Here is a 26280-nt window from a genome sequence, read left to right on the forward strand (position 1 = left end):
TCGTGAGATCAGGGCGGTCCTGACGAAAATACGCAGATTTTGAAAGCTTTGATATCAGAATCTTGGAATTCTGGCTCAATTGCCGAGCACTCAGGTTTCAGAGCTTTCCAAAAAGCCGCGCGCGGTCTGTGCAGCATCCGCGATATGGCTTTCGACTGCTTTTCGGGCTTTGGCAGGATCACCACTGAGGATGGCATCATGGATGGCAGTCATGTGGCTCATCCCAGTACGCTCTCGGTTCCGCGCTGCGAGGGTCAAGGCCCGCAGGCGGCTGATCCGGCCGTTCAGACGTTGCACGACATCCCAGGCGATGCTGTGCCCAGCCTGTAGAAAAATCAGTTCATAGAAGCGAGTTGTGGCCTGTAGCAGATTTGACCATTCGGTGTCATTCTGCGCCGCGCCCACTGCTTTCAATGCCTTGCCCAGATCGTTTGCGAAACCTGTCTCATGCGCTTGTGCACAGGCGGCGGCGGCTGAGCCTTCTAGCTGTAAGCGGATGTCATAGATTTGCCGCGCTTGGTCCCAGCTGAGGGTCGAGACGATTGGCCCGCGGTTGGGGATAATCTCAACCAAACCTTCGGCTTCCAGAAACCGGATCGTCTCGCGGATGACGGTGCGGCTGACACCAAGCTGATCGCAAAGCGGGCGTTCAACAAGCCGCTCACCGGGGGCAAAATGCCCGGCGATGATCGCTTCGCGCAGGCGCGCTTGCACGATATCCCGCAAGGTTTGCGGTGCTTTTTCGATCTTTTGTAGGGTGGAGTCGGTGTTCATCATCGACGCTTTCATATCTGTGGTACGGATCCGGAACAAGTATGATTGACATATCGTATTATGGTATACCATATTCTCGACCAAAGGCTTGCCAAAGGAATCACCATGTCCGCCGAAATTCGAAAAACGCTTCTGCATGTCGAAGACACTCTGATCGAGGGTGGTAAGTTGGCGGACACTCCGCTGAAGCTAATTGCCGCAATAGCTGTCATTCGGAACCCTTGGGCTGGTCAGGGTTTTGTCGAAGATCTTGGCCCCGCGATCCGCGATTGCGCCCCCGGATTGGGGGAGTTGCTGACCAAAATGATTTTGGATGCTTCAGGTGGCGGCGACCGGGTCGAAGCCTATGGAAAATCCGCGATTGTGGGCTTGAACGGAGAGGTTGAGCATGCGTCGGCCCTGATCCACACGCTGCATTTTGGCAATCATTATCGCAAAGCAGTCGGCGCGAAATCCTACCTTTCCTTCTGCAATACGCGCGGCCCTGCCAATGCGCCGCTGCTGATCCCCTTGATGGACAAACATGATGGGGGTCGTCGCTCTCACTACCTTACGATCCAGACTTCGGTCGCAGATGCACCTGCGGCAGATGAGATTCTGATTGCACTGGGTGCATCGATTGGAGGGCGGCCGCACCACCGGATCGGGGATCGCTATCAGGACATCGAGGAACTTGGTCATGACGTTGACAACCCTGCAGCTGTCTAACTCGGGCCGATCAGTCGCGTTCAGAGAGGCGGGCGAAGGGCAACCGGTCTTTATGATCCATGGCGTTGGCATGCAATCTGCGGCCTGGGGCCCTCAGTTTGACACGCTGAGCCAGCATTGCCGTATAATTGCGGTTGATCTGCCGGGGCATGGAGGCAGTAACCGTCTGCCATTTGGAAGCCAATTGCCGGATTTTGTTGGCTGGATGCATGATGTTGTCGACGCGTTGAATCTGGCTCCGGTCGCAATCATCGGGCATTCAATGGGGGCACTGATTGCCGCCGGCTTTGCGGCAGAGCACCCCGACATCACTAGCCGTGTTGCTATGTTGAACGGCGTCTTCTGTCGCGATGCCTCAGCCCGCGCCGCAGTCATCCAACGGGCCGCTGAAATCAGCGCGGGTCGAGTTGATCTGGAAACGCCGTTGTCGCGCTGGTTTGGTGACAGTCCGGGTGATCTGGCTGCCCGTGCGCAGGTGGCGTCGTGGCTTGGGTCTGTGGATCAACGAGGCTACGCCATCGCCTATTCCGCTTTTGCGCGGGGCGATGCCACTTACGCCAGCAAGATGAATCTGATTTCGTGCCCGTTTCTGGCGCTCACCGGCGACGGAGACTCGAACTCAACCCCGGCTATGTCACAAGCTATGGCCGCAGCAGTTCAAAACGGTCGGGCCGTTGTGATCCAAGGCCACCGACATATGGTGAACTTGACAGCACCCGATGAAGTAACAGCGCATCTGGTTGAATGGCTCGGCCAGCCCGCCGAAGAAAGGATTGCGCAATGACCTCGCTTGATCCCCGCACGCTGCGAAATGCATTTGGAGCGTTCATGACGGGCGTCACCGTGGTTACGTCGCATGATACCCAAGGTAACCCGATCGGGTTTACCGCGAACTCGTTCACATCCGTCTCACTAGACCCGCCGCTTGTGCTGGTTTGTCTCGCCAACAGTTCAAAGAACTATGACGCATTGATTGCCGCTGACGGGTTTGCCGTCAATATCCTGTCAGAGACACAGATCGAGGTATCCAATACCTTTGCCCGGCCCGTCGAAGACCGGTTTGCCAGCGTCGAGTGGCGGCGTGGACCTGCGGGATCGCCGTTGATCGATGGGTCGTCGGCCTGGTTTGACTGCGCTATGCACAAAACCGTCGAAGCGGGGGATCATGTGATCCTGATCGGCGAGGTCAAAGCCTTCGACAATACTCCGGCACCCGGTCTCGGATATGTCAGGGGGGCCTATGTAACACCATCAACAGCTGCTGGTGCCTTGATGCAGGACACCGGCCTGATCGTCTCAGCCTTGATCGAACGCGCAGGTGAGGTTCTGTTGATCGATGCCGGTGACGGCGCGCTTGCACCGCCCGAGGCAGTGGTTGGGTCAGGAGGTGTTTCAGCGGCATTGGAACAATTGATTGAGGCCACCGGGCTGACCGCAGAGCCGGGCTTTGTTTACTCGGTTTACGAGGATGCTGAGAAAAAGCGTCAACATATCGCGTTTCTGTGTCAGGCCGCAGATGGTGAGCCGAAGAAAGGTAATTTCGTCCCGCTGGACGTCGTATCCTTTGGCACTGTAACCGACACGGCGACCCGAACCATGCTGGAACGATTGTCCGAGGAATCCCGGCTGGGAGATTTTGGCATTTACTACGGAAACAAGAACAGCGGCGAGGTTCGCCCGATTACACGAGGAGGTCACTGACATGCGGTTTTCGCTTTTCGTTCATATGGAACGCACCTCTCCCGATCAGGACCAGCAGGAGCTGTATGAAAACTTCATAGAACTGGCCAAGATCGCTGATGCGGGCGGCATGCATGCGGTCTGGACCGGCGAACATCACGGGATGGATTTCACCATCTCGCCGAACCCGTTCCTGAATATCGTCGATCTAGCACGCCAGACCAACAATGTGCGTCTGGGAACCGGAACCGTTATCGCTCCGTTCTGGCATCCGATCCGGCTGGCCGGAGAGGCCGCAATGACGGACATGATCACGAATGGCCGTTTGGATCTGGGCATTGCGCGTGGCGCCTACAGCTATGAATACGAGCGGATGGTGCCGGGGCTGGACGCCTGGGAGGCAGGCCAGCGTATGCGCGAGCTTGTTCCGGCAGTGCGGGGTCTTTGGGAGGGCGATCATGCGCTGGACGGAGAGTTTCATTCTTTCCCGGCAACCACATCTTCACCCAAGCCTCTGCAACACAACGGTCCACCGATCTGGGTTGCCGCGCGCGATCCCAACAGTCATGAGTTTGCGGTATCGAACGGTTGTCACGTGCAGGTCACCCCTTTGTGGCAGGGCGACGAAGAGATCACCCGGCTGATGGATACGTTCAATGCCGCTTGTGCCAAATTCCATGACGTCCCGCGCCCCGAAATCATGCTGTTGAACCACACCTACATTGCCTCGGACGAGGCGGATGCCCGTCGCGCGGCGGAAGAGATCAATCGCTTTTATTGCTATTTCGGCGCGTGGTTCAAAAACGAACGCCCTGTGTCGCAGGGTCTGATCCAGACGCTGAGCGATGACGACATCGCTAACCATCCCTTCTATTCGCCCGAGGCGATGATCCGGGACAATGTGATCGCCACGCCCGACAAAGCAATCGAACGCCTCAAGGGCTATAGCGATCTTGGATATGATGAGTATTCTTTCTGGATCGACAGTGGGATGAGCTTTGAGCGCAAGAAAGCCTCGCTAGAGCGGTTCATCGCGGACGTCATGCCCGCCTTCGCCTAAGGAGAGAAAATGCGGCAGTTTCAGCACTATATCGGCGGCACGTTTTCGGATGGGACCGCGCATTTCGACAGCCTTGATCCCGCGACGGGCACCGTTTGGGCGAAAATGCCTGAGGCCCGAACACATGATGTGAACGCCGCGGTTGAGGCTGCGTGTTCAGCGCTGAATGCCCCCGAATGGGCGACCATGACAGCAACGGCGCGTGGTAAACTGTTGTACCGGCTGGCCGATCTGGTCGCCGAAAATGCTCAGACCTTAGCCGAGCTTGAAACGCGCGATACCGGCAAGATCATTCGCGAAACCTCTGCTCAGATCGCCTATGTCGCGGACTACTACCGTTACTATGCCGGATTGGCGGACAAAATCGAAGGGGCGCACCTGCCGATCGACAAGCCCGACATGGAGGTTTGGCTGCGCCGAGAACCAGTTGGTGTGGTGGCCGCCATAGTGCCGTGGAATTCGCAACTGTTCCTGTCTGCGGTCAAGATTGGCCCGGCGCTTGCCGCCGGTTGCACAGTCGTTCTGAAAGCATCCGAAGATGGTCCGGCCCCGATGCTGGAATTCGCGCGTATTTTCGATCAGGCAGGCTTCCCGCCCGGAGTTCTGAACGTCATCACCGGCTTCGGGCCGGAATGCGGCGCCGTTCTGACCAGTCACCCGAATGTCGATCATGTTGCCTTTACAGGCGGCCCGGAAACCGCGCGCCATATCGTGCGCAACTCGGCTGAAAACCTCGCTTCGACTTCGTTGGAACTGGGCGGAAAATCCCCGTTCATCGTATTCGAAGATGCCGATATCGAAAGTGCTGTGAACGCGCAGGTTTCGGGGATCTTTGCTGCTACCGGGCAAAGCTGCGTGGCGGGATCGCGATTGGTAATCTCTGATAAGATCAAAGATGAGTTTCTGGCCCGGCTCACCGAAAAAGCGGGTGAGATCGTGATCGGGGCGCCCGATGACCTAAAGACCGAAGTTGGCCCGCTGTGCACTCAGGCTCAGCTTGTGACAGCGGCAAATTTGGTTGCTGAATCCGTCTCGGCAGGGGCTACCGTGATAGCGGGTGGGCAACCTTTGGACCGTGAGGGGCACTATTTTCCACCGACAATCATTGATTGTACGGACGCGCCTGATGCGCCCTGTCTGACGCGCGAAGCCTTTGGTCCGATCCTCTCAGTCGTCAGTTTCGGGACCGAAGCGGAGGCGATACAAATAGCCAACAACACCGCGTTTGGGCTGGCGTCGGGTGTCTTTACCAAAGACTTGACCCGCGCACATCGAATGATCCGCAGAATTCGGGCTGGCATTGTCTGGGTTAACACATATCGCGCTGTCAGCCCGATTGCTCCATTCGGAGGTCATGGACTGTCGGGCCACGGGCGCGAAGGGGGCCTACAGGCGGCGCTTGATTACACACGGGTCAAATCGGTCTGGTTGCGCACAAGCGACGATCCGATCCCCGATCCGTTCGTGATGCGGTGAATCTGACTAATCAACAGCATCCTTGGGCCAGATTTAGCACACTTTAGACAATCGCATTTCTGCCGCGCGTGCGTGGCCTTCCATGCCTTCCATCCGACTGATCCTAGCAGTGCGTTCAGCAAGCTCGTGCGAGGCTTGCGCTGAGCAGCGCTGCCATGTCACCGTTTTGGTGAATTTATGCACTGACAGACCGCCGGTATATCGGGCCGCTCCGCTTGTCGGCAAAACATGATTTGGCCCGGACGTCTTGTCGCCGAAGGGCACTGTTGTTTCGGCACCCAGAAACAGCGATCCATAGGTGGTCAGTTGGTCCAGCCACCAATCCAGGTCCTCGGCGATCACCTGCAGATGTTCGGGCGCGTAGTTATTGGCGACCCTGGCAGCCTCGTCGCGGCTGTCGCAAAGAATGATCTCGGCCCGGTCGCGCCATGCCGTGCGCGCTGCACTAGCGTTCGGCTCGGGAAGACTGTCGATCAGGGCATCGGCGCGCGCGATAACGCCCTGGGCCAGAGCTTTATCGGTGCTGACAAGCCAGACAGGGCTATCGACGCCGTGCTCGGCTTGGCTCACCAGATCCCAGGCGACGGTCTCGATCGATGCTGTGTGATCGGCAATTACCAAGGTATCGGTTGGACCTGCAAACATGTCGATGCCAACCTTACCAAACAGCATCCGTTTCGCCTCGGCGACATAGGAATTTCCGGGACCGACAAGAATGTCGGCAGGAAGCGCACCAAAAAAGCCATGGGCCATCGCAGCAATCCCCTGAACTCCGCCCAAATTCAGGATCAGATCTGCACCGCTAAGGTCCATCGCATAAACTATTGCATCGGGGATGCCCGCACCGGGACGCGGTGGCGAGACCGCCGTGATGTGGGACACCCCAGCCACCTTTGCCGTGGTAATCGTCATCAACGCACTTGCGATATGGCTATACCGACCACCAGGAACGTAACATCCCGCACTAGCGATCGGGATCTGTTTCTGACCTGCGATCAGGCCGGGCATCACCTCGATCTCGCATTCGCTCACCGTGGTCATCTGCGCTTCGGCAAATCGACGGATATTGGCATGGGCAAAGCGGATGTCGTCTTTGACCTGTTCAGGCACGCGGTCACATGCGGCTTTGCGCGCTTCATCAGTCAACACGAACTCTCCCGTCCAGCCATCGAGCGTTCCGGCATAGCGCCGAACGGCCTCTTCGCCTTCGCGCTCGATATTGGAGAGCATGATTGCGACGATATCGCGGATATCCGAATTTTCTGCATCGGGGCGGGGCAGGGCGGTTTTCAGATAAGAGACGGCCATGGGAAACCTCAACGCGTCAGAGAGTGGGAGTGGATAGCGCCCGCCAGAATATCGACGGTGTCGATGATCGGAACGCTTTTGGGCAAGTCGCGGGTGAGCAGAGAGAATTCGGAGCAGGCCACAAACAAAAGCGCGGCACCCCGGCCCGAAAGGGCGTTAGCAGCGTCGGAAAGTGTGCTGAGTGCAGCGCCGGTTGGCCCTTCAGATTTGATGTGGCGGATCGTGCCGAGCATCCTGTCTTCATCCTCGGGCCAGATTGCGGTAAATCCGGCGCGGTTCAGGGGGGCGTCAAAAATTCCGACCTTTCGCAGCGCTGGGGAGGCAAGAATTCCGACCTGGCTGCCAGTAGGCAGGAGTTGCGCCGCTTGATCCACGGACAGGTCTACCATGTTCAGAAAGGGGATCGAGACGGCGTCCTCTATCTGCGCCGCATAGTGGTGTGCGGTGTTACACGGCATCGCAAGCGCGGTTGCCCCTGATTGCTCCAATCTTCTCGCCATATCGGCCAGAACCGGCCCGGGATCAGACCCGTTGCCCTCGATCAGGTGCGAGATGCGGGAAGGCACCTGTGGGTTCATGTCAATCAGTAGTGGCAGGTGATCGGCATCATCCGCCGCCTGTACCGTGGATAACACGCGCTGCTGCAACAGAATTGTCGCCTCGGGGCCCATTCCGCCCAATATGCCGGTGACGCGGGGTTTCATGCGAAGACCTGCTTGCTGGAACTTATCACCGTGATTTACAGATTGACCCAGCGGTCGGTGTGATCGAAAGCGAAATCATAACCGAACAGGCCAACCGAGCCTCCGGTATGCAAGAACACCACACGCTCATCCTTGAACGAGCCTTTGCGCGCCAGATCGATCAGACCGGCGGCCCCTTTGGCGGAATAGACCGGGTCGAGCAGAATGCCTTCCAGTTCGGCAAACATGCGGATCGCCTCAATGCCGCTTTCGGTCGGCAAGCCGTAGCCGTCGCCTACATAGTCGGTATTGGCCATCACATCCTCGCGCCGCACCACGTCTGGGCAACCCAATTTCTCAGCCGTGTTGCAGGCTAGATCATAGACCATCTGCTCTTGCTTGGGCTGCGGTGCGCGGGTGCCAATGCCAAGAACCGGAATGCCCGTATTCATGGCACAAAGCCCGGTGACCAGCCCGGCTTGCGTGCCCGAGGAGCCCGTCGCATGCACCACTCGATCGATTTTGAGACCGGCGTTATTGGCCTGGCTCACAAGCTCTAGCGCGCAGTTTACATAGCCAAGCGCTCCGATCGGGTTCGAACCTCCGCCCGGAATGACATAGACGTTGTGACCTTCTCCACGCTTCTTCGCGGCCGAACGCTCCATCTCGGCGGGCATGTCGTGGCCGCCGGGAAACTTCTCGGTGGTTGCGCCATGCAAATGATCCAGCAGAACGTTGCCGTTGTTGTTGTAGTTGGCGTTGTTATAGCTGGTGCGGTCTTCCAGTAGGATATGACATTTCAAACCCAGCCGGGCAGCGAATGCAGCGGTTTGACGCGCATGGTTCGATTGCGTTGCCCCTTGTGTCATCACCATGTCTGCGCCTTGTTCGAGCGCTTCGCCGAACAGAAACTCTAGTTTGCGGGTCTTGTTGCCACCCGTCGACATGCCGGTGCAGTCGTCTCGCTTGATCCACAGATCGATTCCCAGAGCCTCGGACATACGATCCATCCGTTCAAGCGGTGTTGGCAGATGGGCAAGAAAAACACGGGGAAAACGGGAAAGATGCATCAAGCTGTCCTGATCTGGGCCCGGCACATGGTTCAAGACCGGTAGGTCTTGCCAACATGTGCCGCTGGGTAGGTTTCTGGGTTTAGAATGCCGCCTGTATTCAAGCCGCAAGGTCAGGCCTAATCACAGCGGATGGGGCGCGTCGGTCAAGCGCACTGTACCCGGTTTCGAAAAAGCCGGAAAATAACTTCGATATTGCGCTCAGATTACCTGGTTGCTCATTCGGGGGGTGCGGGAATGGTTCGAAAGTCGTCATTCAACCACGGAAACCGCGAATTCATAGGCTCGGTCACATGACGACGGATCAGGTTTTGCAGTGTGTTGTGGATCAGTCGTGTGGTTGTCGACGGATAGATATTGGTCGTGAACAACGATACGGTACGCGCAAAGCTTTTGCCCGGGAAAGGTAATGCGCGTGTATCTTTGTGGAATCGCCGTGCGCGATAGTAGCTGGCGGCAGTCGTGATCGTCCAACCACTGCCCCCGGCGACAAGTCCGATAATTGACTGATTACATTCAAGTTCGAACCGGTTGGGTAGGTTAATCTTGCTGCGGGTTAGCTGAATTTCGATGAGTCTGCCTATGGTGTGATCACGCGAATATCGTAAAAGCGGAAGCGGACTGTCTGATTTGGTCAGTTCCTCGACCGGTCCGTCATATGCAGGCGGAAGAATGACGATAAACGGATCTCGAAGTAGCGGGAATTCGATTAACCCCTCAAAGTGCTCAGGAGGTCGGGTCGCAACGCCTGCATCCAGCTTTTGAGACTGCAGTTTGTCAAGAATCTCATGGCTGGGGCGGGTAAAGTGGCGAAAATTGCACCGCGGCAGGCTTGCAGAGAGATGACGGAACAGTTCTGGCGCGACCCGGCTGTCAAAATCGTCAATCAGGCCCAGACGCAAATCTGTTGCATGTTGCCAACTGCCCGAGCGAAGCTCGGCCTCGCCCCGTTTCAAGGCGATCAGGCCGTCATGCACATGTCGTGAGAACACCGTGCCTGCGGGTGTCAGACCCATGGGTCTGCGGCTGTGGTCCACCAAATCCACATCCAGCGCCTTTTCAAGACTGCGCAAGTGATTGGAGACCGTACTGATTGACAAACCGGTTTCAGCTGACACCTTTTGGATTGAACCCAACTTGGAAATAAGTTGGAAGACCTCCAGCCACCTGAGACTGAGTGCTTTCTTTGTCATCGGGTGCTCCCAAACCAGCGAACTATCAGTCAAAAGCGAAACAAAGTTTCGCTTTTTACGCAACCAGTATTTTGATTTACTAATTCAACGCGTAAGGACTATGGTTTTTCTACTGTTCCAGAGTTCGGACGTTTCAAGAGCCGACAAGTGGAACCAGCAGGGAGAAAATAGTCAAAATGATCAAGAAATATCTGCTCACAACAGCATATGCCGGGATTGCGGCCGTTACCGCTTCACAAGCCGCCGCGCTTGATGAACTGACGGTTGCATATTTCCTCGAATGGCCGATGCCGTTCCAGTATGCGAAAGCAAACGGAACCTACGAAGAAGAACTGGGCGTCAAGATCAACTGGGTGTCTTTCGACACCGGTACCGCCATGTCAGCTGCGATGGCCTCGGGTGATGTACAGATCGCAGTCAGCCAAGGGGTACCACCGTTTGTGGTAACCACTTCGGCCGGTCAGGACATCCAGATCGTCGATGTGGCGGTCAGCTATTCAGACAACGACAACTGCGTTGTTGCCGAAGCGCTTGAAATCGACAAGGGCAATGCGGGTGAATTGAACGGCAAGAAGGTCGGTGTTCCGATCGGCACAGCTGCGCATTACGGTTTCCTGTCGCAAATGTCTCACTTTGGTGTCGACATCGGTTCAATGGAAATTGTTGACATGGCTCCGGCCGATGGCGCCGCGGCATTTGCGCAGGGCAACCTCGACATGGTTTGCGGCTGGGGTGGCGCGCTTCGTCGCATGACCGAGCATGGCAACATCCTGCTGACCGGTGCTGAAAAAGAAGAGATCGGTATCCTGGTGTTCGACGTCACTAGCGCTCCGGCAAGCTTCATCGAAGAAGAGCCCGAGCTTCTGTCGAAGTTCCTTAAGGTTACCGCAGATGCCAACGCCAAGTGGAACGCAGGAGACAGCAAAGATGAAATGCTGCCGGTGATTGCCAAGGATGCTGGTATGGATCCTGCAGACGCTGAAGCCACAATCGCGACTTTCACCTTCCCGTCAGTTGAAGACCAGCTGTCCGAGAAGTGGCTGGGCGGTGGCGCGCAAGACTTCATGCAGGGTGTTGCAAACGTGTTCGTGTCGGCAGGCAGCATCGAATCCGCTCTGGATTCGTATGATGGTGCCGTTAATGCAGGCCCGCTGACAGCTGCGAATAACTAATCACGCAGGACATTTCATGCGACCGGCCCCGGTTTCGGGCCGGTCGACAGCTATGAAAGCAGGAAGGAGGCAGGATGCCTGAACTGGACATCGTAGAATTGTCCATGCGCTTTGACTTACCCAACGGCTCCTCAGTACAGGCCCTACAAGATGTTTCACTCAGCCTTAAAGAGGGTGAGCTGATGTCTGTCCTTGGCCCGTCGGGCTGTGGTAAAACGACGTTGCTGAACATCGTTGCAGGATTTCTGGCGCCGACATCTGGCAAGATTGAACTGAACGGCCATCTGGTCAAAGGCCCTGATGCTGAACGCGGGATGGTGTTTCAGAAGGGCGCGTTGTTCGAATGGATGAACGTGCGGGAAAATGTCGAGTTTGGCCCGCGCATGAAAGGCATGCCCAAAGCCGAGCGTGACCAGATTTCCGACCATCTGCTTGAGGTCGTCGGGCTGCAGGATTTCAAGGACAAGGCGGTTTATGAACTATCGGGCGGGATGCAGCAGCGTGTTGCGTTGGCGCGGTGCCTGGCAAACGAGCCGGACGTCATCCTGATGGACGAACCGCTGGGTGCTTTGGATGCGCTGACCCGTGAGAAAATGCAGGGCCTTGTCCTGAAGCTTTGGAAAGAAACAGGCAAGACGATCATCCTGATCACCCACTCGGTCGAAGAGGCCTTGTTGCTGGGTGAGCGTTTGATTGTCATGGCCCCCAGACCGGGGCGCATTCACCGCGAATACAATCTGCCTTTTGCTGAACGCGGTGTGAATGCCGATCTGCGTGATGTGAAGAAATCCGAAGGTTTTGCGGAAAAGCGCGATGAGATCCTCTCGATGATCTGGGAGATGGAAGAAGAAATTATGGGTCGGACGGAGCAGGCATCATGATTGTACTTCTCTTCTATATCGGCCTGTTCGGTGGCGCGTTTTTTATCGTCTACGCGTTACGCCGCGGTTTGCAATCGCGTCAGGATTTCACAAGCTTGAAAACTGTGACTTTCGGCGACGAAAGTGCCGTACGAGCGGATAGGGCTGCATCGATAATCTCGGTTCTCGTGATCTTTGTAATCTGGGCGGCTTTCACCGGCTCGAAGTTGTTTCCGATCCATGTGCCGGGCCCATTTGTAGGTGATACGCAATTCACCTATACGCTCGAAAACGCGGATGGCAGCACGGATGAAGCCACGATTTTTGTTCGCGTTCCAGCCTTCGGTGAGGAAGCAGAAAAATTCGAGGTCGAGCCCGGCAGCGGATTTGCCAAAGACGATGCGGTTGCAGCTGCTGCGGGCCGCTCATCGACGATCCTGTTCGACAAGAACGATGATGCCAAACGTAATGAGGGTGCAAAGATCGTCGCGATCAACGGCACACCTATAGGTGAAGGCCAAAAGGTTGATACAGGCGATGGTACCGTAACGCTGACCGGGAAAGGGGCGATCAGTTTCACCCCCAAACAGGGCTTGCAGATGAACCCCATCTGGCTTCCAGCCCCTGAAACCGTTGTGGCCCGGTTCTTTGAGATTGCGAATGAGGGCTACCAGAACTTCTCGCTTTGGGAGCATCTGGGCTGGTCGCTGTTGCGCGTGATTGCTGGGTTTATCGCAGGTGCGCTTGTGGGGATTCCGCTGGGTTATGCAATGGGCCTATCCGGTTGGTTCCGCGGCTGGTTCGATCCGATTGTCGAGTTCATGCGACCTGTGCCGCCACTTGCGCTGATCCCACTGGTGATCATCTGGTTCGGCATCTGGGAGACCGGCAAGATCGTTCTGCTGTTCCTTGCGGCCCTTTGGATCATGACCATCGCCGCGCGGGCTGGTGTGTCCGGTGTGAACATCTCGAAAATCCACGCAGCGTATTCTCTGGGGGCGTCGAAATGGCAGATCATGCGCCATGTGATCGTGCCCAACTCGCTGCCCGAGATTTTCACCGGTGCACGTGTGGCTATGGGTGTCTGTTGGGGAACTGTTGTTGCGGCTGAACTGGTTGCCGCACAAAAGGGCGCCGGCATGATGATCATCGCCGCATCCAAATTCCAGCTGACCGACATTGTCATTATGGGGATCGTCCTGATCGGGGTGATCGGATATGGAATCGATATCCTGATGCGCAAGGCCGAGAACTGGCTGGTGCCATGGAAAGGCCGCAGCTGATCGTTCTTTCCGATACTGTGGTAACAAAGCGGCCCCCGAGCAATCTCGGGGGCCTTTTGTTTCAGCTGCGATTAAGAACGCGGCGTTGGACCTTGCTGCTGTCTTAGCTTGAACACGGCATCGGTCTGTATACCTTCAGAGCTCCTGTGCCCAAGGCGGGTTTGCCCCCGCTCGGGATACGGTGACGGCAGCGACCTTTGCACCGTATTCAAGCGCGTCGCGAAGACTGCTTGTGGGCAAAGTGCGCAAGGCGGGTTTGTTGAGGTGACCGGTTTGGCTCAACGCGGCCAGCACACCTGCGTTGAACGTATCGCCAGCACCAACAGTATCCACAACCTTAACTTTCTGGACGGGTACGGATACGTCCGTTCCATCAGAAAGATAGCCTGTCGCGCCATCCCCCCCTTTGGTCACGATTGCAATCGCTGGTCCTGCACGAAGCAGCAGGGGAATTTTCTCGCCATGGCTTTCGGGGCCCGGTATAATCCAATCAAGGTCTTCATCGGAAACTTTGATGATGTCGGTCTTTGCGATCATACGGTTCAAGCGGGTCCGGTATCGGGTCTGATCCTTGATAAAGCTGGGTCGAATATTGGGATCCAACATCACTGCATGATCCGCGCCATGACGATCAAGTGCGGCCGCGTACGCATCAGCGCATGGTTCGCAAGCCAGGCTGATCCCTCCGAAATACAGTGCGGAAACGCCCGGCAGTTGATCCGGCATGTCTTCGGGCCGCAGCATCCGGCCCGCCGTATTCTCATCGACAAAACTGTATGTGGCGTGCCCATCCCTCAACTGCACGAATGCAAGTGTCGTAGGACGGTCCGAGCGGATAACGTGCGAGGTCGCGACATGGCTGATCTGCAAGGCGGCGATCAACTGCTCTCCGAACATGTCGGTAGATAGCCCTGACAGCAGCCCCGTTTGTATGCCCAGACGACCCAGTGCAATCGCGGTGTTGAAGATTGCACCACCGGAATGTGGGACAAACCCTTTGCCGCCAGAAACCGTTGGTTCGGCGATCATATCGATCAGAGCTTCTCCACAGCACAGGATCATTCTGCTATCCCTCGGCCTGCTTGAAAATGCACGGCCAAATTACCGCGCCAAGGCATTCTTACAGAAATTGTTAGCGCCAACAATGCCAAACTCATTCTGCTCCGACACATACAGGTTCATTGATCGCCGCAGTTCATCAAACCGACCTCCTGCGTTGAAGGCCCGCAGAAAATCCTGACCAAACAGCCAGCGGTTCTTTTCGGCCACCCCGCCAACCAGAAATACGCCTCCGGCGGGGATAAGAGCGACAGCAAGATCGCCCATGATGGCGCCCAGATGCTCGGTGAACATTCGCGCCGCCTTAACAGCGCAGGCATCCGAGCCGTCCTGAGCATCCTGCAGAATGTCTTTTGCCGAACGTATCATGCCGTTGGGCTGACCTTCGGCCATTCCGATCGCCTGATAGAGAACCGGTAGGCCAGTTCCGCTCAGGAACATCTCGGCCTCGATGGTGAGCGTATCGTCAAAAAAGCAGTCGGGTATGATCTGGCGCGCTGCGCTGAAAACTTCGACCTCGTCACGATGGCGCGGGGACAATCCAACATGGCCGCCCTCGCCGGAAACGGTGTGAAAATGTCCTTCGGAGTAGAGCAGGGCGCCCACACCCAGCCCGGTTCCCGGCCCGACAACTAGCCGTGTCCCCAGTGGTGGAGCGGGTGAGCCCTGCAATACCTCAACATCATTCTCGGTAATCTCGGCGACTGACCATGCGGCAGCCGTGAAATCATTGATGACATAGGTATGGTGCGCGCCGGTTGCTCGGGCCAGAGCGTCTTCGGAAAGATCAAGATTGGCATTGGTCAGGCGAATGGTGCCGTCCTGAACCGGCCCCGCCCCGGCCGCGACCACAGCGCGCGGCTGTGTCCCGACCTCGTCGCACAAACTGTGTAATGCGTCTTGCAGGTCGCTTACGGTGCCCGTGGGGTGTTTGCGAAGATCGGTCAGCTCTCCCTCGGTTACGACGCCCAATCTAGTATTGGTGCCGCCGATATCGGCCACCAGATTCCAATGTGCGTGTAACCCTCCCTTAGGTCTAAGCCATGGGGCCGGCTGGGCGTCACTTGTTTGGATTGTCTGCAACGCCTCGACGTCGGTCCCGGACTGAACGAAAATGCCGTGTACCAAGGTGTCGGATTCAAGCGCGTCATGCATGCGCTCCAGCGTATGCACCAAGTCGTGACCCGCATCGGCAGCTACGGTCACGAATGAAGGCAGCGATTGCTCATGTGTTGTGCGCATGAGCATGTCTATGTCAGTGCCTTCTTTCACGACTACGCTGCACCAATCAATCGGCTCGGCGATGATGGGAAAATCATCCCGCCAATTTTCGGGAAAGTGGCGGGCCAATCGATCCAGCAAAGACTGCGGGTATTGCCCGTTGGTTATCGTATCAAGGATGAGCGGATCGACCTCTACACCCAGATTGGCCATCCCATAGCTCCGCATTTCCTGACGCGCCGCGCCCTGTGCAAGCAATTGATGGTGCAGGCTGCGGGCATTAGTGCGAGGGTCGCGTTCGATTCCGACGGACGGGTTCAAGGTAGAGATGTTGAATATCCGATCACCCATCCGAGCGACGACTGCCTCAGAAAACGCTGCAAAATAGTCGGCCATTACTCGATTGCGCCACCCGCCGATATCCTCCAGCGCTGGGGGGATATCGTTGTGATCCAGCACAATGCATGGCCGAATGCTGTGTGCCAAAAGCTGATCAATCCGCTGCTCGCACTGATCCAATGCGCTTGCATCAGGAATGCGACCGTCTGGCACGATGTGCTGCCAACGAACTGTAAAGCGGTGCATGTCTAGCCCAGTTGCCGGTTCTGCAGGGGAAGCCGCACCAAACAGAAAGCCATTGGGAAAGTCAGAACGGGTATATTTCATTGTCGCAACCTGTTGGAGCCATGACCAGCGTCACGCCATCTAACAGGTTATGTTAGCGGTATCTAGATTAACGTTTATATGAACCGCGCGTCCTGAACAGGACATCACATCCCTCGATCTGCTGGCCGTCCCATGTCACTGAATGCGCATTATAGTTGATCAGCGCTTCGTGCGACTGCGTCTCGCGCCGCCGCAGCCCTTTGGGCATCGGATGGAGCGCCAGATCCGTTTTCTGGGCCGCCATGGCTATGACGCGATCCCAAAGGGCCTCATCGGGGAACCCCGCCAAATACCAAAGACCGGCACCGCCATGCAACGCCGCAGTGCCATCTGCGAAAGAAAGCAATTTTTGCGCGGAGCCTGACAAGCGCTCAACCCAATGTTCCGCAGCACCACCCCCTTCGACAATACGGGTTACGCCGGGTGGCAAAGTTTCGATCAGATCGACATGGCTGCTGAGGCCATCAAGACCTGGGCGCCCCGAATCAGGGATCTGAAAATCTGCGGTGATTGCCCCGCTGCGCGGTCCCAGAACAGCAAGATCACACCCTTGTATTAGCCTTTGTTCAAGATCGCCTAGGGCAGCCAAGCCCGGTGCTAGGATCAGATTATAGTGCTCCTTGCCGACCTCGTCCTGAGGCACGAAATCCACCGACAACCCAGCGCGCCGCAGCGCGCGGTAGGCAGAGAATACGAGCCGGAAATAATCGAACCCCGCGCCCTGAGGCTGCGTTGTCCAGGCCCAGTCAGATGCATAATCAAAGACGATAGCAACCTGCGCATGGATAGGCTGAACCGTGCCTATCGCGGCCAGATCATCGGCGGTCTGACGCGCCTCGGCCAAACCGGGTGCTTCGTCGCCATGCGGGGTAAGTAGACCGGCATGCATCTGCTCCTGCCCAAATGGCGCTTGCCGCCAGCGGAAATAGCTGACCACTTCGGCCCCATGGGCCACCGCCTCAAGCGACCAGAGACGCACCATGCCGGGCAGGGGTGCCGGGTTGTAGGGGGCCCAGTTCACTGGACCGGGTTGCTGTTCCATGACCCACCAACGGCCTCGACCGACGGCGCGGTATAGGTCGTGGTGAAAGGCCTGCATGTCCGGATCACCCTGCTGCAGAAATGCAGTCTTGTGCGGCTCGTCCACTTCCAACCGATCCGACAAGAAGCCAATCGGATAGCTGTCCCACGTCGCGATGTCCAAATCCCTGCCTACATCGAAATGATCGAATTCCAGCACACGCCCCATGTAATTGTGCAGCAATGGTTGATCCGTTAGCGGCCGCAGCGCATCGACCTGGGCCTTGTTGAACGCCACCACTTGATCCGAACTGAACCTGCGAAACGCCAAGACGTGTGCCGGGTTGGGCTCGGTCACGGTCTGGTTCGGCAGCTCGATCTGATCAAAGCTGTTATATTCCATCGACCAGAACACATTCCCCCAGGCATCGTTCAACGCGTCGATCGAGTTGTATCGGTCCGCCAGCCAGCGGTGAAAAGCATACAACGCCGCAGCACTATAGCTGAGCGTCGTATCGTGACAGCCATATTCGTTATCGATTTGCCAAGCAGCGATATACGGGTTGCGGCCATAGCGCCGACCCATGATCTTCGTGATCCGCTTGCATTCGTCGATATAGCCGGTGTGACTAAAGCAATAATGTCTGCGTGAGCCGAACTTGCGTAGATTGCCATCAGCATCCACAGCCAGCATGTCGGGATGCTTGTCCAGCATCCATCGCGGAGGTGTTGCCGTCGGGGTGCCCAGCACAATCTTCAGCCCTGCCGCACCCAAGGTTTCAATCGCGCGATCCAACCAGTAGAATTGCAGGTCTCCAGCAGTGGGTTCCATTCGGCTCCAGGCGAATTCGCCGATCCTGACCCATTTCAAGCCAGTCTCGACCATGCGCGCGGCGTCCTGAGCCCAGTTTTCTTCGGGCCAATGTTCAGGGTAATAGCAAACGCCAAGTTCCGGCTTCATAGTATAACTCTGTGTTCAGCTTGACCTTGCGCCACATTTGGCGCGGTGAGTGTCATGCCATTCGTCGGCGTTCTTGCAAGGGTGTCCGCGTCCAGCCCTTGGCGGGCGGTGGTGCAGAACAGTGTAGTCAGGTCATCACCACCAAAACTCGGGCACGAAGTGTGTTTGGCATCGAAGACGACAGCTTTCAGGAACTGACCGCTGGGCGTATAGGCTGCGACCCGGCTGGCACCCCATTGGGCGATCCAGATGTTTCCGGAGCGATCAACCACAGCGCCGTCCGGGTTCAGATCTTCGCTGCGCAGGTCAAGGAAGACCGCCGCTTTGCCTATGGGCCAGCCTGTCTGCGCGTCCAGTTCCCAACGCATGACCAGCTTGGTGGCGGTATCGCTGCAATAGGCGCAGGATTGGTCCGGCGCAAAGCAGATTGCATTTGAGATGGTGATATCTCGGACCAATGGCCGTAGCTCGCCATTCCAATAGCGATAGATCGAACCTGCGCCTACTTCTGCCTGTTTGCCCATGGTGCCAATCCAGAACCCGCCCCAAGGATCGGCGCGCCCATCATTGGATCGAGTCACCGGATTGTCGACCTCAAGCGGGGCGATCAAATCTTTGGCTCGACTCTCAAGCCCAAATCGCCACAGGCCGGTTTCCGACGCGATCAGCAAAGTGTCACGGTCTACCCATCCTGCGGCTGAGACATGTTCATCGAACGCCCAGCTACGCGCTTGTTCATTTTCTCGCGTCATCAGTCGTTTGCCGATGATATCGAACCAGAAAAGCTGTTGCCGTTCAGGGTGCCACAATGGCCCCTCGCCTAATTCGCAGGGGCGGTCGTCATAGACCTGACTCATCCAACGGCCTCATCATAGGCGGCAACGATTTGCCGGGCACGGTTTGCTATATCTCCAACTGACATTCCGGGCTTATAGAGCGCAGACCCAATTCCGAAGCCGTCGGCGCTGGCCTCGATCCAGGCTCCAAAGTTCTCGGGGCCCGCACCGCCCACCGCAAAGACCTGAGCGCCCGTCGGCAAAACAGGGCGTAGCGCAGCCAACCCTGCAAGACCTGCGAGCGAACCGGGGAAAAGTTTTAACCCTGTAGCCCCGGCCTGGAGCGCTGCGAAGGCCTCGGTCGGCGTGAACACACCCGGCCAGCTTTGCAGCCCAAGCGCGACAGAGCGTTGGATCACGGACACATCGCAATTCGGCGAAACGATCAGTTTGCCCCCGACATCGGCAACCGCGTCAACCTGATCGGGGGTCAATACAGTACCCGCCCCAATAAGCGCGCGGTCCCCGATCTCCGAGGCGAGAACTCGGATACTTTCCAGCGGATCGGGAGAGTTCAGCGGAACCTCAATCCGGTCAATTCCCGCTTCCAGCAGGGCGTGACCGACCGGTAGCGCCTCGTCAGAGGTTAACCCGCGCAGAATGGCGATGATTGGGCGGCTCATGCGGTTTGCCTCGTTAATGTTCGGGCCTGAGACAGACCTGCAAGTGTTGCGATTGTGGCGTCTGCGGTTTCGACCATGGCACCTTGTTGCTGCAGGGCGGTCGCGTAGGCCTTGGTCAGACTTTCCGAGCCGATGATCGCCAATTGTTGGCCCAGCCAATAGGGCCGCGATGCGGCAAGCTCGGCGCCAATCAGGAACCCTGAAAGACGGGCGCGTGCAACGCTCTTGCTTTGACCGTGCAGCAAATCAGCGGCCCGTAGCCCGAATAGGCGCGCTGCCAGCTGCTCGGGTTTCGACAGCATGTCGGCAACCGCTTCGGTAAAACTCGCGTCGTCCCAGCCCTCGTCAATTGAATGCTGCAGAACGGATTGCCCGCGCAGCAGATCAAACAACTCGCCGGTCATGAAGGTTCGGAAACTGACCACCTCTCCGGCACTGATCTGGGCCCACTTCGTATGAGTACCGGGCAGGCAAATCACACCGTCCCAATTCTGATGCGTGCTGAGGAACCCCGCGATCTGAGTCTCTTCGCCGCGCATCACATCGGGAGGGCTGGTCTGTTTCAGCCCCGGAACAACGAAGGCCCGAATGCGCGGATCGGTGTTTGGAACACGGAATGGTACGATCGGGATTGGTTCGGACGGAACAGCGGAATACGGGGCCTCGACCCAACCTTGCCGTGCCCCAACCATTCCGCAGGCGATCACATCTACCGGTTGCCCGGGCAGCCAATCTTCGATCAAAGCTAGCAGGGCTGCCTGAAAACCTCCGCCGGCTGTGCGGGACATACCATCTGACGACGCGGCCTGTGCCAAAACGCTATCACCTTGCATGACCCATGCCCGCAGATGAGATGTTCCCCAGTCAACAGCGATCCACTCGACATTCATAGCGTCACCCCGTTCCTACCACGCCGCCGTCAACCACCATGCACTGCCCGGTCATTGCACGGCTTGCGCTTGAAGCCAGAAACAGGGTTGGTGCGATCATGTCTTCGGGCGTCAGATGCTCTTTCAGGCTCTGGCGATCCATATGCGCAGCCAGATCTTCGGGTGTGGCCCACATGTCCAGCTGTTTCTGTGTCAGAACCCATCCCGGTGCCAGCGCGTTGACGCGAATTTTATGTGGCCCAAGTTCACGCGCCAACGAGCGTGTCATGCCGGTGATTGCCGCATTTGAACTTGTATAGATTGGATAACCTGCGTTCCCCATCAGGTAACTGATCGAACTGAAATTGATGATCGAACCGCCTTTGTCCTTCATCTGTCGCGCGGCTTCCTGACAGGCAAAATAGTAGGCCTTTAGGTTGACTTCGATCATCCAGTCCCAGAACTCGGTTGTAGTTTCTTCAAGTGAGTGCCGCTTGTCATTCGCGGCGTTGTTGACCAGCACTTTAATCGAGCCATGGGCTTCAGCTGCTTTGGCCATGGTGGCGTGCAACAGCTCGGTATCAGTCATGTCACCCTGTAGGAACAAGGGGGCGCGGCCGTGCTTGTCACGCATCTGTTCGACAAATTCACCGGCATCTGACCGACCGATAAAGGCAACTTTAGCCCCTTGGGCCATGAACCCGTCAGTCAACGCTGCACCAACGCCCGAACCGCCGCCGGTGATATAAACAGAGGCTCCGTTGAGGTCTTGAAATGTAGCAGGTTGATCCATCAGTGGCTCTCTCTCGTCACTAGGCGCGTGTCTTTGCCCACAAGGAAATCAAGGTCCGCGCCGCGATCAGCCTGCAACACGTGGTCGATATAAAGCTTCGCATACCCGCGCGAGTAATGCGGATCGTCCGGTTGCCACAGGGCGCGGCGGGCGTCCAGTTCCTTTTCGTCGACCAGCAGCTGCAGCTCGCCCTTGTTGGCGGACACGCGAATACGGTCACCGGTTTTGACCAACGCCAACGTACCACCGGCCTGAGCCTCAGGGCTGACATGCAGGATAACTGTCCCGAATGCAGTACCAGACATACGCGCGTCCGAGATCCGGATCATGTCGCGTACGCCGTCTTTGACCAGCTTGGCCGGGATCGGCATGTTCCCAACCTCGGGCATCCCTGGATAGCCCTTGGGCCCACAACCTTTGAGGACCAGAATGGTCTCAGGTGTAACTGGTAGGTCGTCGCGGTCGATATTGGCTTTCAGATCTTCGATGCTTTCAAAAACGTATGCTTCGGCCTCGGTTTCCAGCAGTGCATCTGTGGCCGCCGAAGGCTTCACGATTGCCCCGTTGGGCGCAAGATTGCCGCGCAGAACCCGCAGGCCTGCGGCGGGTTTTACCGGATCGTCAAATGGGCGGATGACGTCTGTGTTGAAACACTCAGCCCCTTCACAGTGGGCCGAGATGTCCTTGTTCAGAACTGTTCTTGCCGGGCGCAGGAAAGGTTTGAGTTCGCTCAGAACCACTGGCACACCGCCTGCATAACAGAAATCCTCCATCAGGTATTTGCCAGAAGGCATGCAATTGACCAGCAGGGGGATTTCCGATCCGATTTCAAAGTCTTTCAACGTCAGGTCGACACCCACGCGACCTGCAAGTGCCAACAGGTGGACCACTGCGTTTGTCGATCCTCCGACGGCTGCATTGGCGAGGATGGCATTCTCAAACGCCTCCCTGGTCAGGATATCTGATGGCTTGAGGTCCTCGTCCACCATCTCGACAATGCGCTTGCCGGTCAGATGCGCCAGTGCCATGCGGCGGGCATCAACGGCAGGCAGGGCGGCGTTGGTGGGCAGCGACATGCCCATCGCCTCAACCAATGAGGCCATGGTACTAGCGGTGCCCATAGTCATGCACACGCCCGCGCTACGCGACATGCCTGATTCAGCGTTCATGAAATCCTGAAGTGTCATTTCTCCGGCACGAACAGCCTCGGAAAACTTCCAGACATCTGTGCCCGAGCCGATATCCTGACCCCGGTATTTGCCGTTCAGCATCGGGCCAGAGCTAACCACGATGGACGGCAAATCGACCGAGGCTGCACCCATCAGCTGCCCCGGGGTGGTCTTGTCGCATCCACCCAGCAGGACAACGCCGTCGATACCATAGGCGCGGATCGATTCCTCGACATCCATCGCCAGCAGGTTGCGAAACAGCATGGCGGTGGGTTTCATCTGGGTCTCGCCCAGCGACATAACGGGGAATTCCACTGGAAAGCCGCCTGCCTCCCACACGCCTCGTTTCACGCCTTCGGCCAGATCACGAAGGCCCGAATTGCAGGGCGTCAGTTCCGACCATGTGTTACAGATGCCGATGATGGCGCGCCCGTCAAAAGCGTGATCCGGAAAGCCCTGGTTTTTCATCCAGGACCGGTGAATGAACCCGTCCTTATCAAGTTTTCCGTACCAATGCTGTGAACGGCGTTTCTTGGTCATTATTAGCTCTGTCTGTCTGGCGTTGGAATTGAGTGTTTTTTGAGAAGAGGAAGATCAAGCTGCGCGGGCTGGACGGCACCAATCTGGCAGCCAATCGCCATGGGCAGAAAGCAGATCGGTGACGAGGCTGCGAATTTGGCGCAGATCCAGCTCGGCCGCAGTATGGGGATCCATCATTGCGGCGTGATAGATGTATTCGGGGTTTTCTTCGGTCAGCGCGCGAACCGTTAGCTCTTGTACGTTGATCTGGGTCCGCATCAACGCGATCAGTTGTGGCGGGATATCCGTGACCACGGAAGGCTGGACGCCATTCGAGTCAACCAGACACGGCGTTTCAACCGTTGCACCTAGGGGTAATTGCGGAATCTGACCCGTATTTGGCAGGTTGCCGTAGGCTGTGTACGGCGTGTCTGTCACGATTGCGTTCATAAGGTCGGCGGCGAATTCATGGCTTCGGGTTACTTCAATGTTCCGACCATCTGTCAGGGTCTTGGCCTGTTCCTTCCAATTGGCCACCTGCTCGACACAGCGGGTCGGGTATTCGTCCAGCGGTATGCTGAACTGTTCGATCAGGTCATTGCGACCGTCTTTGATGAACCAAGGAACGTATTCTGCAAAATGCTCGGAACTTTCGGTGCAGAAGTATCCAAGATGGTCCATCACTTCGTACCGGACTTTGTTTGGACAGCGCGGCATTAGCAGCGGAGGCTTGGGTAAATGCCCGGCGCGATAGCCCTGACGCAAAGCCGGATACAGATCGCGGCCTTCATGCTCGAGCTTGAGGAAGAACGCGACGTGATTGATACCGGCAACTTTGTAGCGAAAGTCCGCCTTGGGCAGGTCTAGATCATGCGCCAGTTCTTCGACCGTGTTCTGGACAGAATGGCACAGGCCGACATGTTTCAGATTAGGGAAGCGCTCAGCCAGAGACCAGGTGTTGATGGCCATCGGATTCACGTATTGCAGCAGCGTTGCGTTGGGGCACAACTGCATCATGTCCTGCGCGACGCCCCACAGAACGGGCACAGTGCGCAGGCCGCGCATAATGCCACCAACACCCAGCGTATCGGCGATAGTCTGACGCAGGCCATATTGTTTTGGGATTTCAAAATCTGTCACCGTGCATGGCTCATACCCGCCAACCTGAAAGGCAGTGATCACGAAATCTGCGCCGTCCAGCGCCGCGCGACGATCCGTGTGGGTTGAGACGGTTGCACCCGTGCCGACTGAGCGGATCATGGCCTTGGCCACAGCTTCGCTTTCGGCCAAGCGCACCGGATCGATATCCATCAGCGCAAAGTGGCTGTCTGCAAGGGCAGGGGTGAGCAGGGCGTCGCCCACGATGTTCTGCATGAAGATCGTGGAACCTGCACCTACAAAGGTGATCTTGGTCATGAGGTAAACCTCTGGTTTGACGTTATTTTACGGCACCGAGGGTCAGGCCCGCGATGAAGTGTTTCTGCATCAGGAAGAACATGGCAACCGGCGGCAGGGCTGCCACTATAGAACCGGCACTCATCAACTGATAAGCAGCGCGAAATTGCGCGTTAAAGCTGGTGATCCCGGCTGTCACGGGCTGGCTTTCGGCCCCTTGGGTCAGGACAACAGCCCAGAAATAGTCGTTCCAGATGAAGGTGAAAATCAGGACACTGAGTGCGGCGATGGCCGGTTTCATCAGCGGTAGAACGACGTACCAGAAGATTCGCCATTCGCTAATGCCCTCAACCCGTGCGGCCTCGATCAGTTCGAATGGCAGGGCGCGGATGAAGTTGCGCATAAAGAGCGTGCAGAACCCTGTCTGGAAGGCGATGTGGAATAGCACAAGCCCTGTTTTGGTGTTGTAAAGGCCCAACTCCAGCGTGAGATCGCGCACGGGGACCATCAGGATCTGGAAGGGTACGAAATTGCCCGCCACAAACATGAAGAAGATCCAGAGGTTCGATTTGAATTTGTAGATCCCCAGCGCGAAGCCTGTCATGCAACTGAGTGCAACGGCCCCGATTACCGTTGGTACGGTGATCAGGAACGAGTTCATCAAGTAACGTGGCATATCCGAATTGAAAAAGACCTGACCATAGTTGAACGCGCCCTCAAAACTGGACGGCATCCCCCAGTAATTCGCATTGGTGAAGTCTGCGGCTGGTTTGACCGAGAAAAGTGCGACCGCCAAAAGGGGCCCCAGCCATAGTAGCAGTGCCAGAGGCAACATCGCCTGATAAGTGATCTGTGCCGCACGGGGTTGTTTTTCGATCGGTTTGGGAAACATCTCAGTGCCCCCTTTCTTCGCGGTACATCGACCACAGGAAGTAGGCGATGAAGCAGAGCATAATCAGGAACAGGATCACAGCGATAGCTGCGCCATATCCCATGCGGAAGCCGTATTCGGACAGCGCGACCTCGAACATGTAGTAGGCCAGCACGCGGGACGAACCAAAAGGACCGCCCTGTGTCATGATCGAGATCAGGTCAAAGCTGCGCAGCGCGCCGATGATTGTCACAACGAATGCGATGAAGGTTGCCGGGCGCAGCTGCGGCAGAATAATGTGCCACAGCATTCGCCCACCTTTTGCGCCGTCCAGACGCCCGGCTTCGATCTGTTCGGGGTCGACGGCGTTCAGGCCGGTGAGGTAGAGGATCATGCAATAGGCCGTTTGTGGCCATAGACCTGCGAAGATAATGCCGTAGGTTACGAAGCGCTCATCCCCCAGCACGTTCAGTGGACCGAGGCCAAAGAGGCTTAGGAATTCATTTAGCAGGCCAAAGGTTGGGTCGTAGAACCATGTGAATACTAGCCCAACGACGACCTGAGAGATGACGAAGGGAAAGAAGAACAAAGACTTGTAGAGGCGGATGCCCCAGACCGTCTGGTTCAGGAACAGTGCGATAAACAAGCCTGCAGGGATTGCGGCCAGATACAGGATCAGCCAGATCAGGTTGTTCTTGAGCGAGATGTAGAAAGCGTCGCGGTCCACCCATTCCCAATACAGATCTTCATAGTTTCGAAAGCCGACATATTCAGCTGCACCTAAACCGTCCCATTCATAAAGAGACAGATTGAAAGACTGAAAGACCGGGATGATCACATAGACCATGAAGAACAACAGACCCGGAGCCAAAAACAGCCAGGGCGCGATGCGCTGTTGGTTTCTGTGGAACCAGCTTTCTTGCTCGGGGGCGTCAACGGCAGCGGTCATGGGCATCTCGGATCTGGTGGGAGAAGGCGGGCTGAAGCCCGCCCTACTATTGTGCAAGGTGT

At 56.9% G+C, this 26280-nt stretch carries 24 protein-coding genes; 8 read left to right on the forward strand and 16 right to left on the reverse strand.

Annotation, left to right across the window (positions count from 1 at the left end; all coding sequences use genetic code 11):
- Window positions 1-90: 90 nt before the first annotated feature.
- Complete coding sequence (locus ACR0L9_RS11000) at window positions 91-777, reverse strand: GntR family transcriptional regulator (protein WP_480895655.1); 687 nt, start codon at window positions 775-777, stop codon at window positions 91-93.
- 102 nt (window positions 778-879) lie between these two features.
- Between ACR0L9_RS11000 and ACR0L9_RS11005 the strand changes: the two genes are divergently transcribed.
- Genes ACR0L9_RS11005 through ACR0L9_RS11025 form a run of 5 tightly spaced genes read left to right on the forward strand, consistent with a single transcriptional unit; the run spans window position 880 to window position 5698 of the window.
- Window positions 880-1482, forward strand: coding sequence for an amino acid synthesis family protein (locus ACR0L9_RS11005; protein WP_170394379.1), 603 nt, complete (start codon window positions 880-882; stop codon window positions 1480-1482).
- A complete protein-coding gene (locus ACR0L9_RS11010; RefSeq protein WP_480895656.1) occupies window positions 1454-2266 on the forward strand; it encodes an alpha/beta fold hydrolase in 813 nt (270 codons plus the stop codon). The genes ACR0L9_RS11005 and ACR0L9_RS11010 overlap by 29 nt, the downstream gene beginning before the upstream one ends.
- Window positions 2263-3183, forward strand: coding sequence for a flavin reductase (locus ACR0L9_RS11015; protein WP_480895657.1), 921 nt, complete (start codon window positions 2263-2265; stop codon window positions 3181-3183). The genes ACR0L9_RS11010 and ACR0L9_RS11015 overlap by 4 nt, the downstream gene beginning before the upstream one ends.
- Before the next feature lies 1 nt (window position 3184).
- A complete protein-coding gene (locus tag ACR0L9_RS11020) occupies window positions 3185-4222 on the forward strand; it encodes an LLM class flavin-dependent oxidoreductase (RefSeq protein WP_480895658.1) in 1038 nt (345 codons plus the stop codon).
- Window positions 4223-4231: 9 nt separating this feature from the next.
- The gene (locus ACR0L9_RS11025; RefSeq protein ID WP_480895659.1) at window positions 4232-5698 is read left to right on the forward strand and encodes an aldehyde dehydrogenase; all 1467 of its coding nucleotides are present in this window, start codon (window positions 4232-4234) and stop codon (window positions 5696-5698) included.
- Window positions 5699-5731: 33 nt separating this feature from the next.
- On the opposite strand, the gene hisD is transcribed toward ACR0L9_RS11025, so the two are convergent.
- From hisD to ACR0L9_RS11045, 4 genes are all read right to left on the reverse strand, one after another.
- A complete protein-coding gene (gene hisD / locus ACR0L9_RS11030; protein WP_170422870.1) occupies window positions 5732-7006 on the reverse strand; it encodes a histidinol dehydrogenase in 1275 nt (424 codons plus the stop codon).
- Window positions 7007-7014: 8 nt separating this feature from the next.
- Window positions 7015-7710 carry a cysteate racemase gene (cuyB, locus tag ACR0L9_RS11035; protein WP_480895660.1) on the reverse strand — a complete coding sequence of 232 codons (696 nt, stop codon included), beginning with the start codon at window positions 7708-7710 and terminating at the stop codon, window positions 7015-7017.
- A 35-nt stretch (window positions 7711-7745) separates the two neighbouring features.
- Window positions 7746-8759, reverse strand: a complete 1014-nt coding sequence (gene cuyA / locus ACR0L9_RS11040; protein WP_480895661.1) for a D-cysteate sulfo-lyase — start codon at window positions 8757-8759, stop codon at window positions 7746-7748.
- A gap of 218 nt (window positions 8760-8977) precedes the next feature.
- The gene (locus tag ACR0L9_RS11045) at window positions 8978-9952 is read right to left on the reverse strand and encodes a LysR family transcriptional regulator (protein ID WP_170394403.1); all 975 of its coding nucleotides are present in this window, start codon (window positions 9950-9952) and stop codon (window positions 8978-8980) included.
- 176 nt (window positions 9953-10128) lie between these two features.
- Here ACR0L9_RS11045 and ACR0L9_RS11050 point away from each other — a divergent pair, with 176 nt between their 5' ends.
- From ACR0L9_RS11050 to ACR0L9_RS11060, 3 genes are all read left to right on the forward strand, one after another.
- Window positions 10129-11124 (forward strand): taurine ABC transporter substrate-binding protein, encoded by a 996-nt coding sequence (locus tag ACR0L9_RS11050; protein ID WP_170394406.1) that lies wholly within the window; start codon window positions 10129-10131, stop codon window positions 11122-11124.
- A gap of 74 nt (window positions 11125-11198) precedes the next feature.
- On the forward strand, window positions 11199-12005 hold the full coding sequence (locus ACR0L9_RS11055; protein ID WP_170394409.1) for a taurine ABC transporter ATP-binding protein: 807 nt from the start codon (window positions 11199-11201) through the stop codon (window positions 12003-12005).
- Complete coding sequence (locus ACR0L9_RS11060) at window positions 12002-13267, forward strand: ABC transporter permease (RefSeq protein ID WP_170394412.1); 1266 nt, start codon at window positions 12002-12004, stop codon at window positions 13265-13267. The genes ACR0L9_RS11055 and ACR0L9_RS11060 overlap by 4 nt, the downstream gene beginning before the upstream one ends.
- Window positions 13268-13402: 135 nt before the next feature.
- Here the strand turns inward: ACR0L9_RS11060 and ACR0L9_RS11065 are convergent, their stop codons facing one another.
- The 11 genes from ACR0L9_RS11065 to ACR0L9_RS11115 all read right to left on the reverse strand — a co-directional run bounded on the left by ACR0L9_RS11065 (window position 13403) and on the right by ACR0L9_RS11115 (window position 26218).
- A complete protein-coding gene (locus ACR0L9_RS11065; RefSeq protein ID WP_480895662.1) occupies window positions 13403-14329 on the reverse strand; it encodes a carbohydrate kinase family protein in 927 nt (308 codons plus the stop codon).
- A 39-nt stretch (window positions 14330-14368) separates the two neighbouring features.
- Entirely contained in the window at window positions 14369-16213 is a 1845-nt protein-coding gene (locus tag ACR0L9_RS11070; RefSeq protein WP_480895663.1) for a family 1 glycosylhydrolase, read from the reverse strand.
- Between the two features lie 67 nt (window positions 16214-16280).
- Complete coding sequence (locus ACR0L9_RS11075; RefSeq protein ID WP_480895664.1) at window positions 16281-18194, reverse strand: beta-galactosidase; 1914 nt, start codon at window positions 18192-18194, stop codon at window positions 16281-16283.
- A complete protein-coding gene (locus ACR0L9_RS11080) occupies window positions 18191-19051 on the reverse strand; it encodes an SMP-30/gluconolactonase/LRE family protein (protein WP_480895665.1) in 861 nt (286 codons plus the stop codon). The genes ACR0L9_RS11075 and ACR0L9_RS11080 overlap by 4 nt, the downstream gene beginning before the upstream one ends.
- Entirely contained in the window at window positions 19048-19653 is a 606-nt protein-coding gene (locus tag ACR0L9_RS11085) for a 2-dehydro-3-deoxy-6-phosphogalactonate aldolase (RefSeq protein WP_480895666.1), read from the reverse strand. The genes ACR0L9_RS11080 and ACR0L9_RS11085 overlap by 4 nt, the downstream gene beginning before the upstream one ends.
- Window positions 19650-20543 carry a 2-dehydro-3-deoxygalactonokinase gene (locus ACR0L9_RS11090; protein ID WP_480895667.1) on the reverse strand — a complete coding sequence of 298 codons (894 nt, stop codon included), beginning with the start codon at window positions 20541-20543 and terminating at the stop codon, window positions 19650-19652. Before ACR0L9_RS11090 ends, ACR0L9_RS11085 begins: the two co-directional genes overlap by 4 nt.
- Before the next feature lie 4 nt (window positions 20544-20547).
- Window positions 20548-21315: an SDR family oxidoreductase gene (locus tag ACR0L9_RS11095; RefSeq protein WP_170511963.1), complete on the reverse strand. Its 768-nt coding sequence runs from the start codon at window positions 21313-21315 to the stop codon at window positions 20548-20550.
- The gene (locus tag ACR0L9_RS11100) at window positions 21315-23024 is read right to left on the reverse strand and encodes an IlvD/Edd family dehydratase (protein ID WP_480706229.1); all 1710 of its coding nucleotides are present in this window, start codon (window positions 23022-23024) and stop codon (window positions 21315-21317) included. The genes ACR0L9_RS11095 and ACR0L9_RS11100 overlap by 1 nt, the downstream gene beginning before the upstream one ends.
- 54 nt (window positions 23025-23078) lie before the next feature.
- Window positions 23079-24419 (reverse strand): alpha-galactosidase, encoded by a 1341-nt coding sequence (gene melA / locus ACR0L9_RS11105; RefSeq protein WP_480600417.1) that lies wholly within the window; start codon window positions 24417-24419, stop codon window positions 23079-23081.
- A gap of 22 nt (window positions 24420-24441) precedes the next feature.
- Window positions 24442-25290 (reverse strand): carbohydrate ABC transporter permease, encoded by an 849-nt coding sequence (locus tag ACR0L9_RS11110; protein ID WP_170394442.1) that lies wholly within the window; start codon window positions 25288-25290, stop codon window positions 24442-24444.
- A gap of 1 nt (window position 25291) precedes the next feature.
- Complete coding sequence (locus tag ACR0L9_RS11115; protein WP_170394445.1) at window positions 25292-26218, reverse strand: carbohydrate ABC transporter permease; 927 nt, start codon at window positions 26216-26218, stop codon at window positions 25292-25294.
- Window positions 26219-26280 lie beyond the last annotated feature (62 nt).

Source organism: Ruegeria sp. I3 (assembly GCF_056532525.1).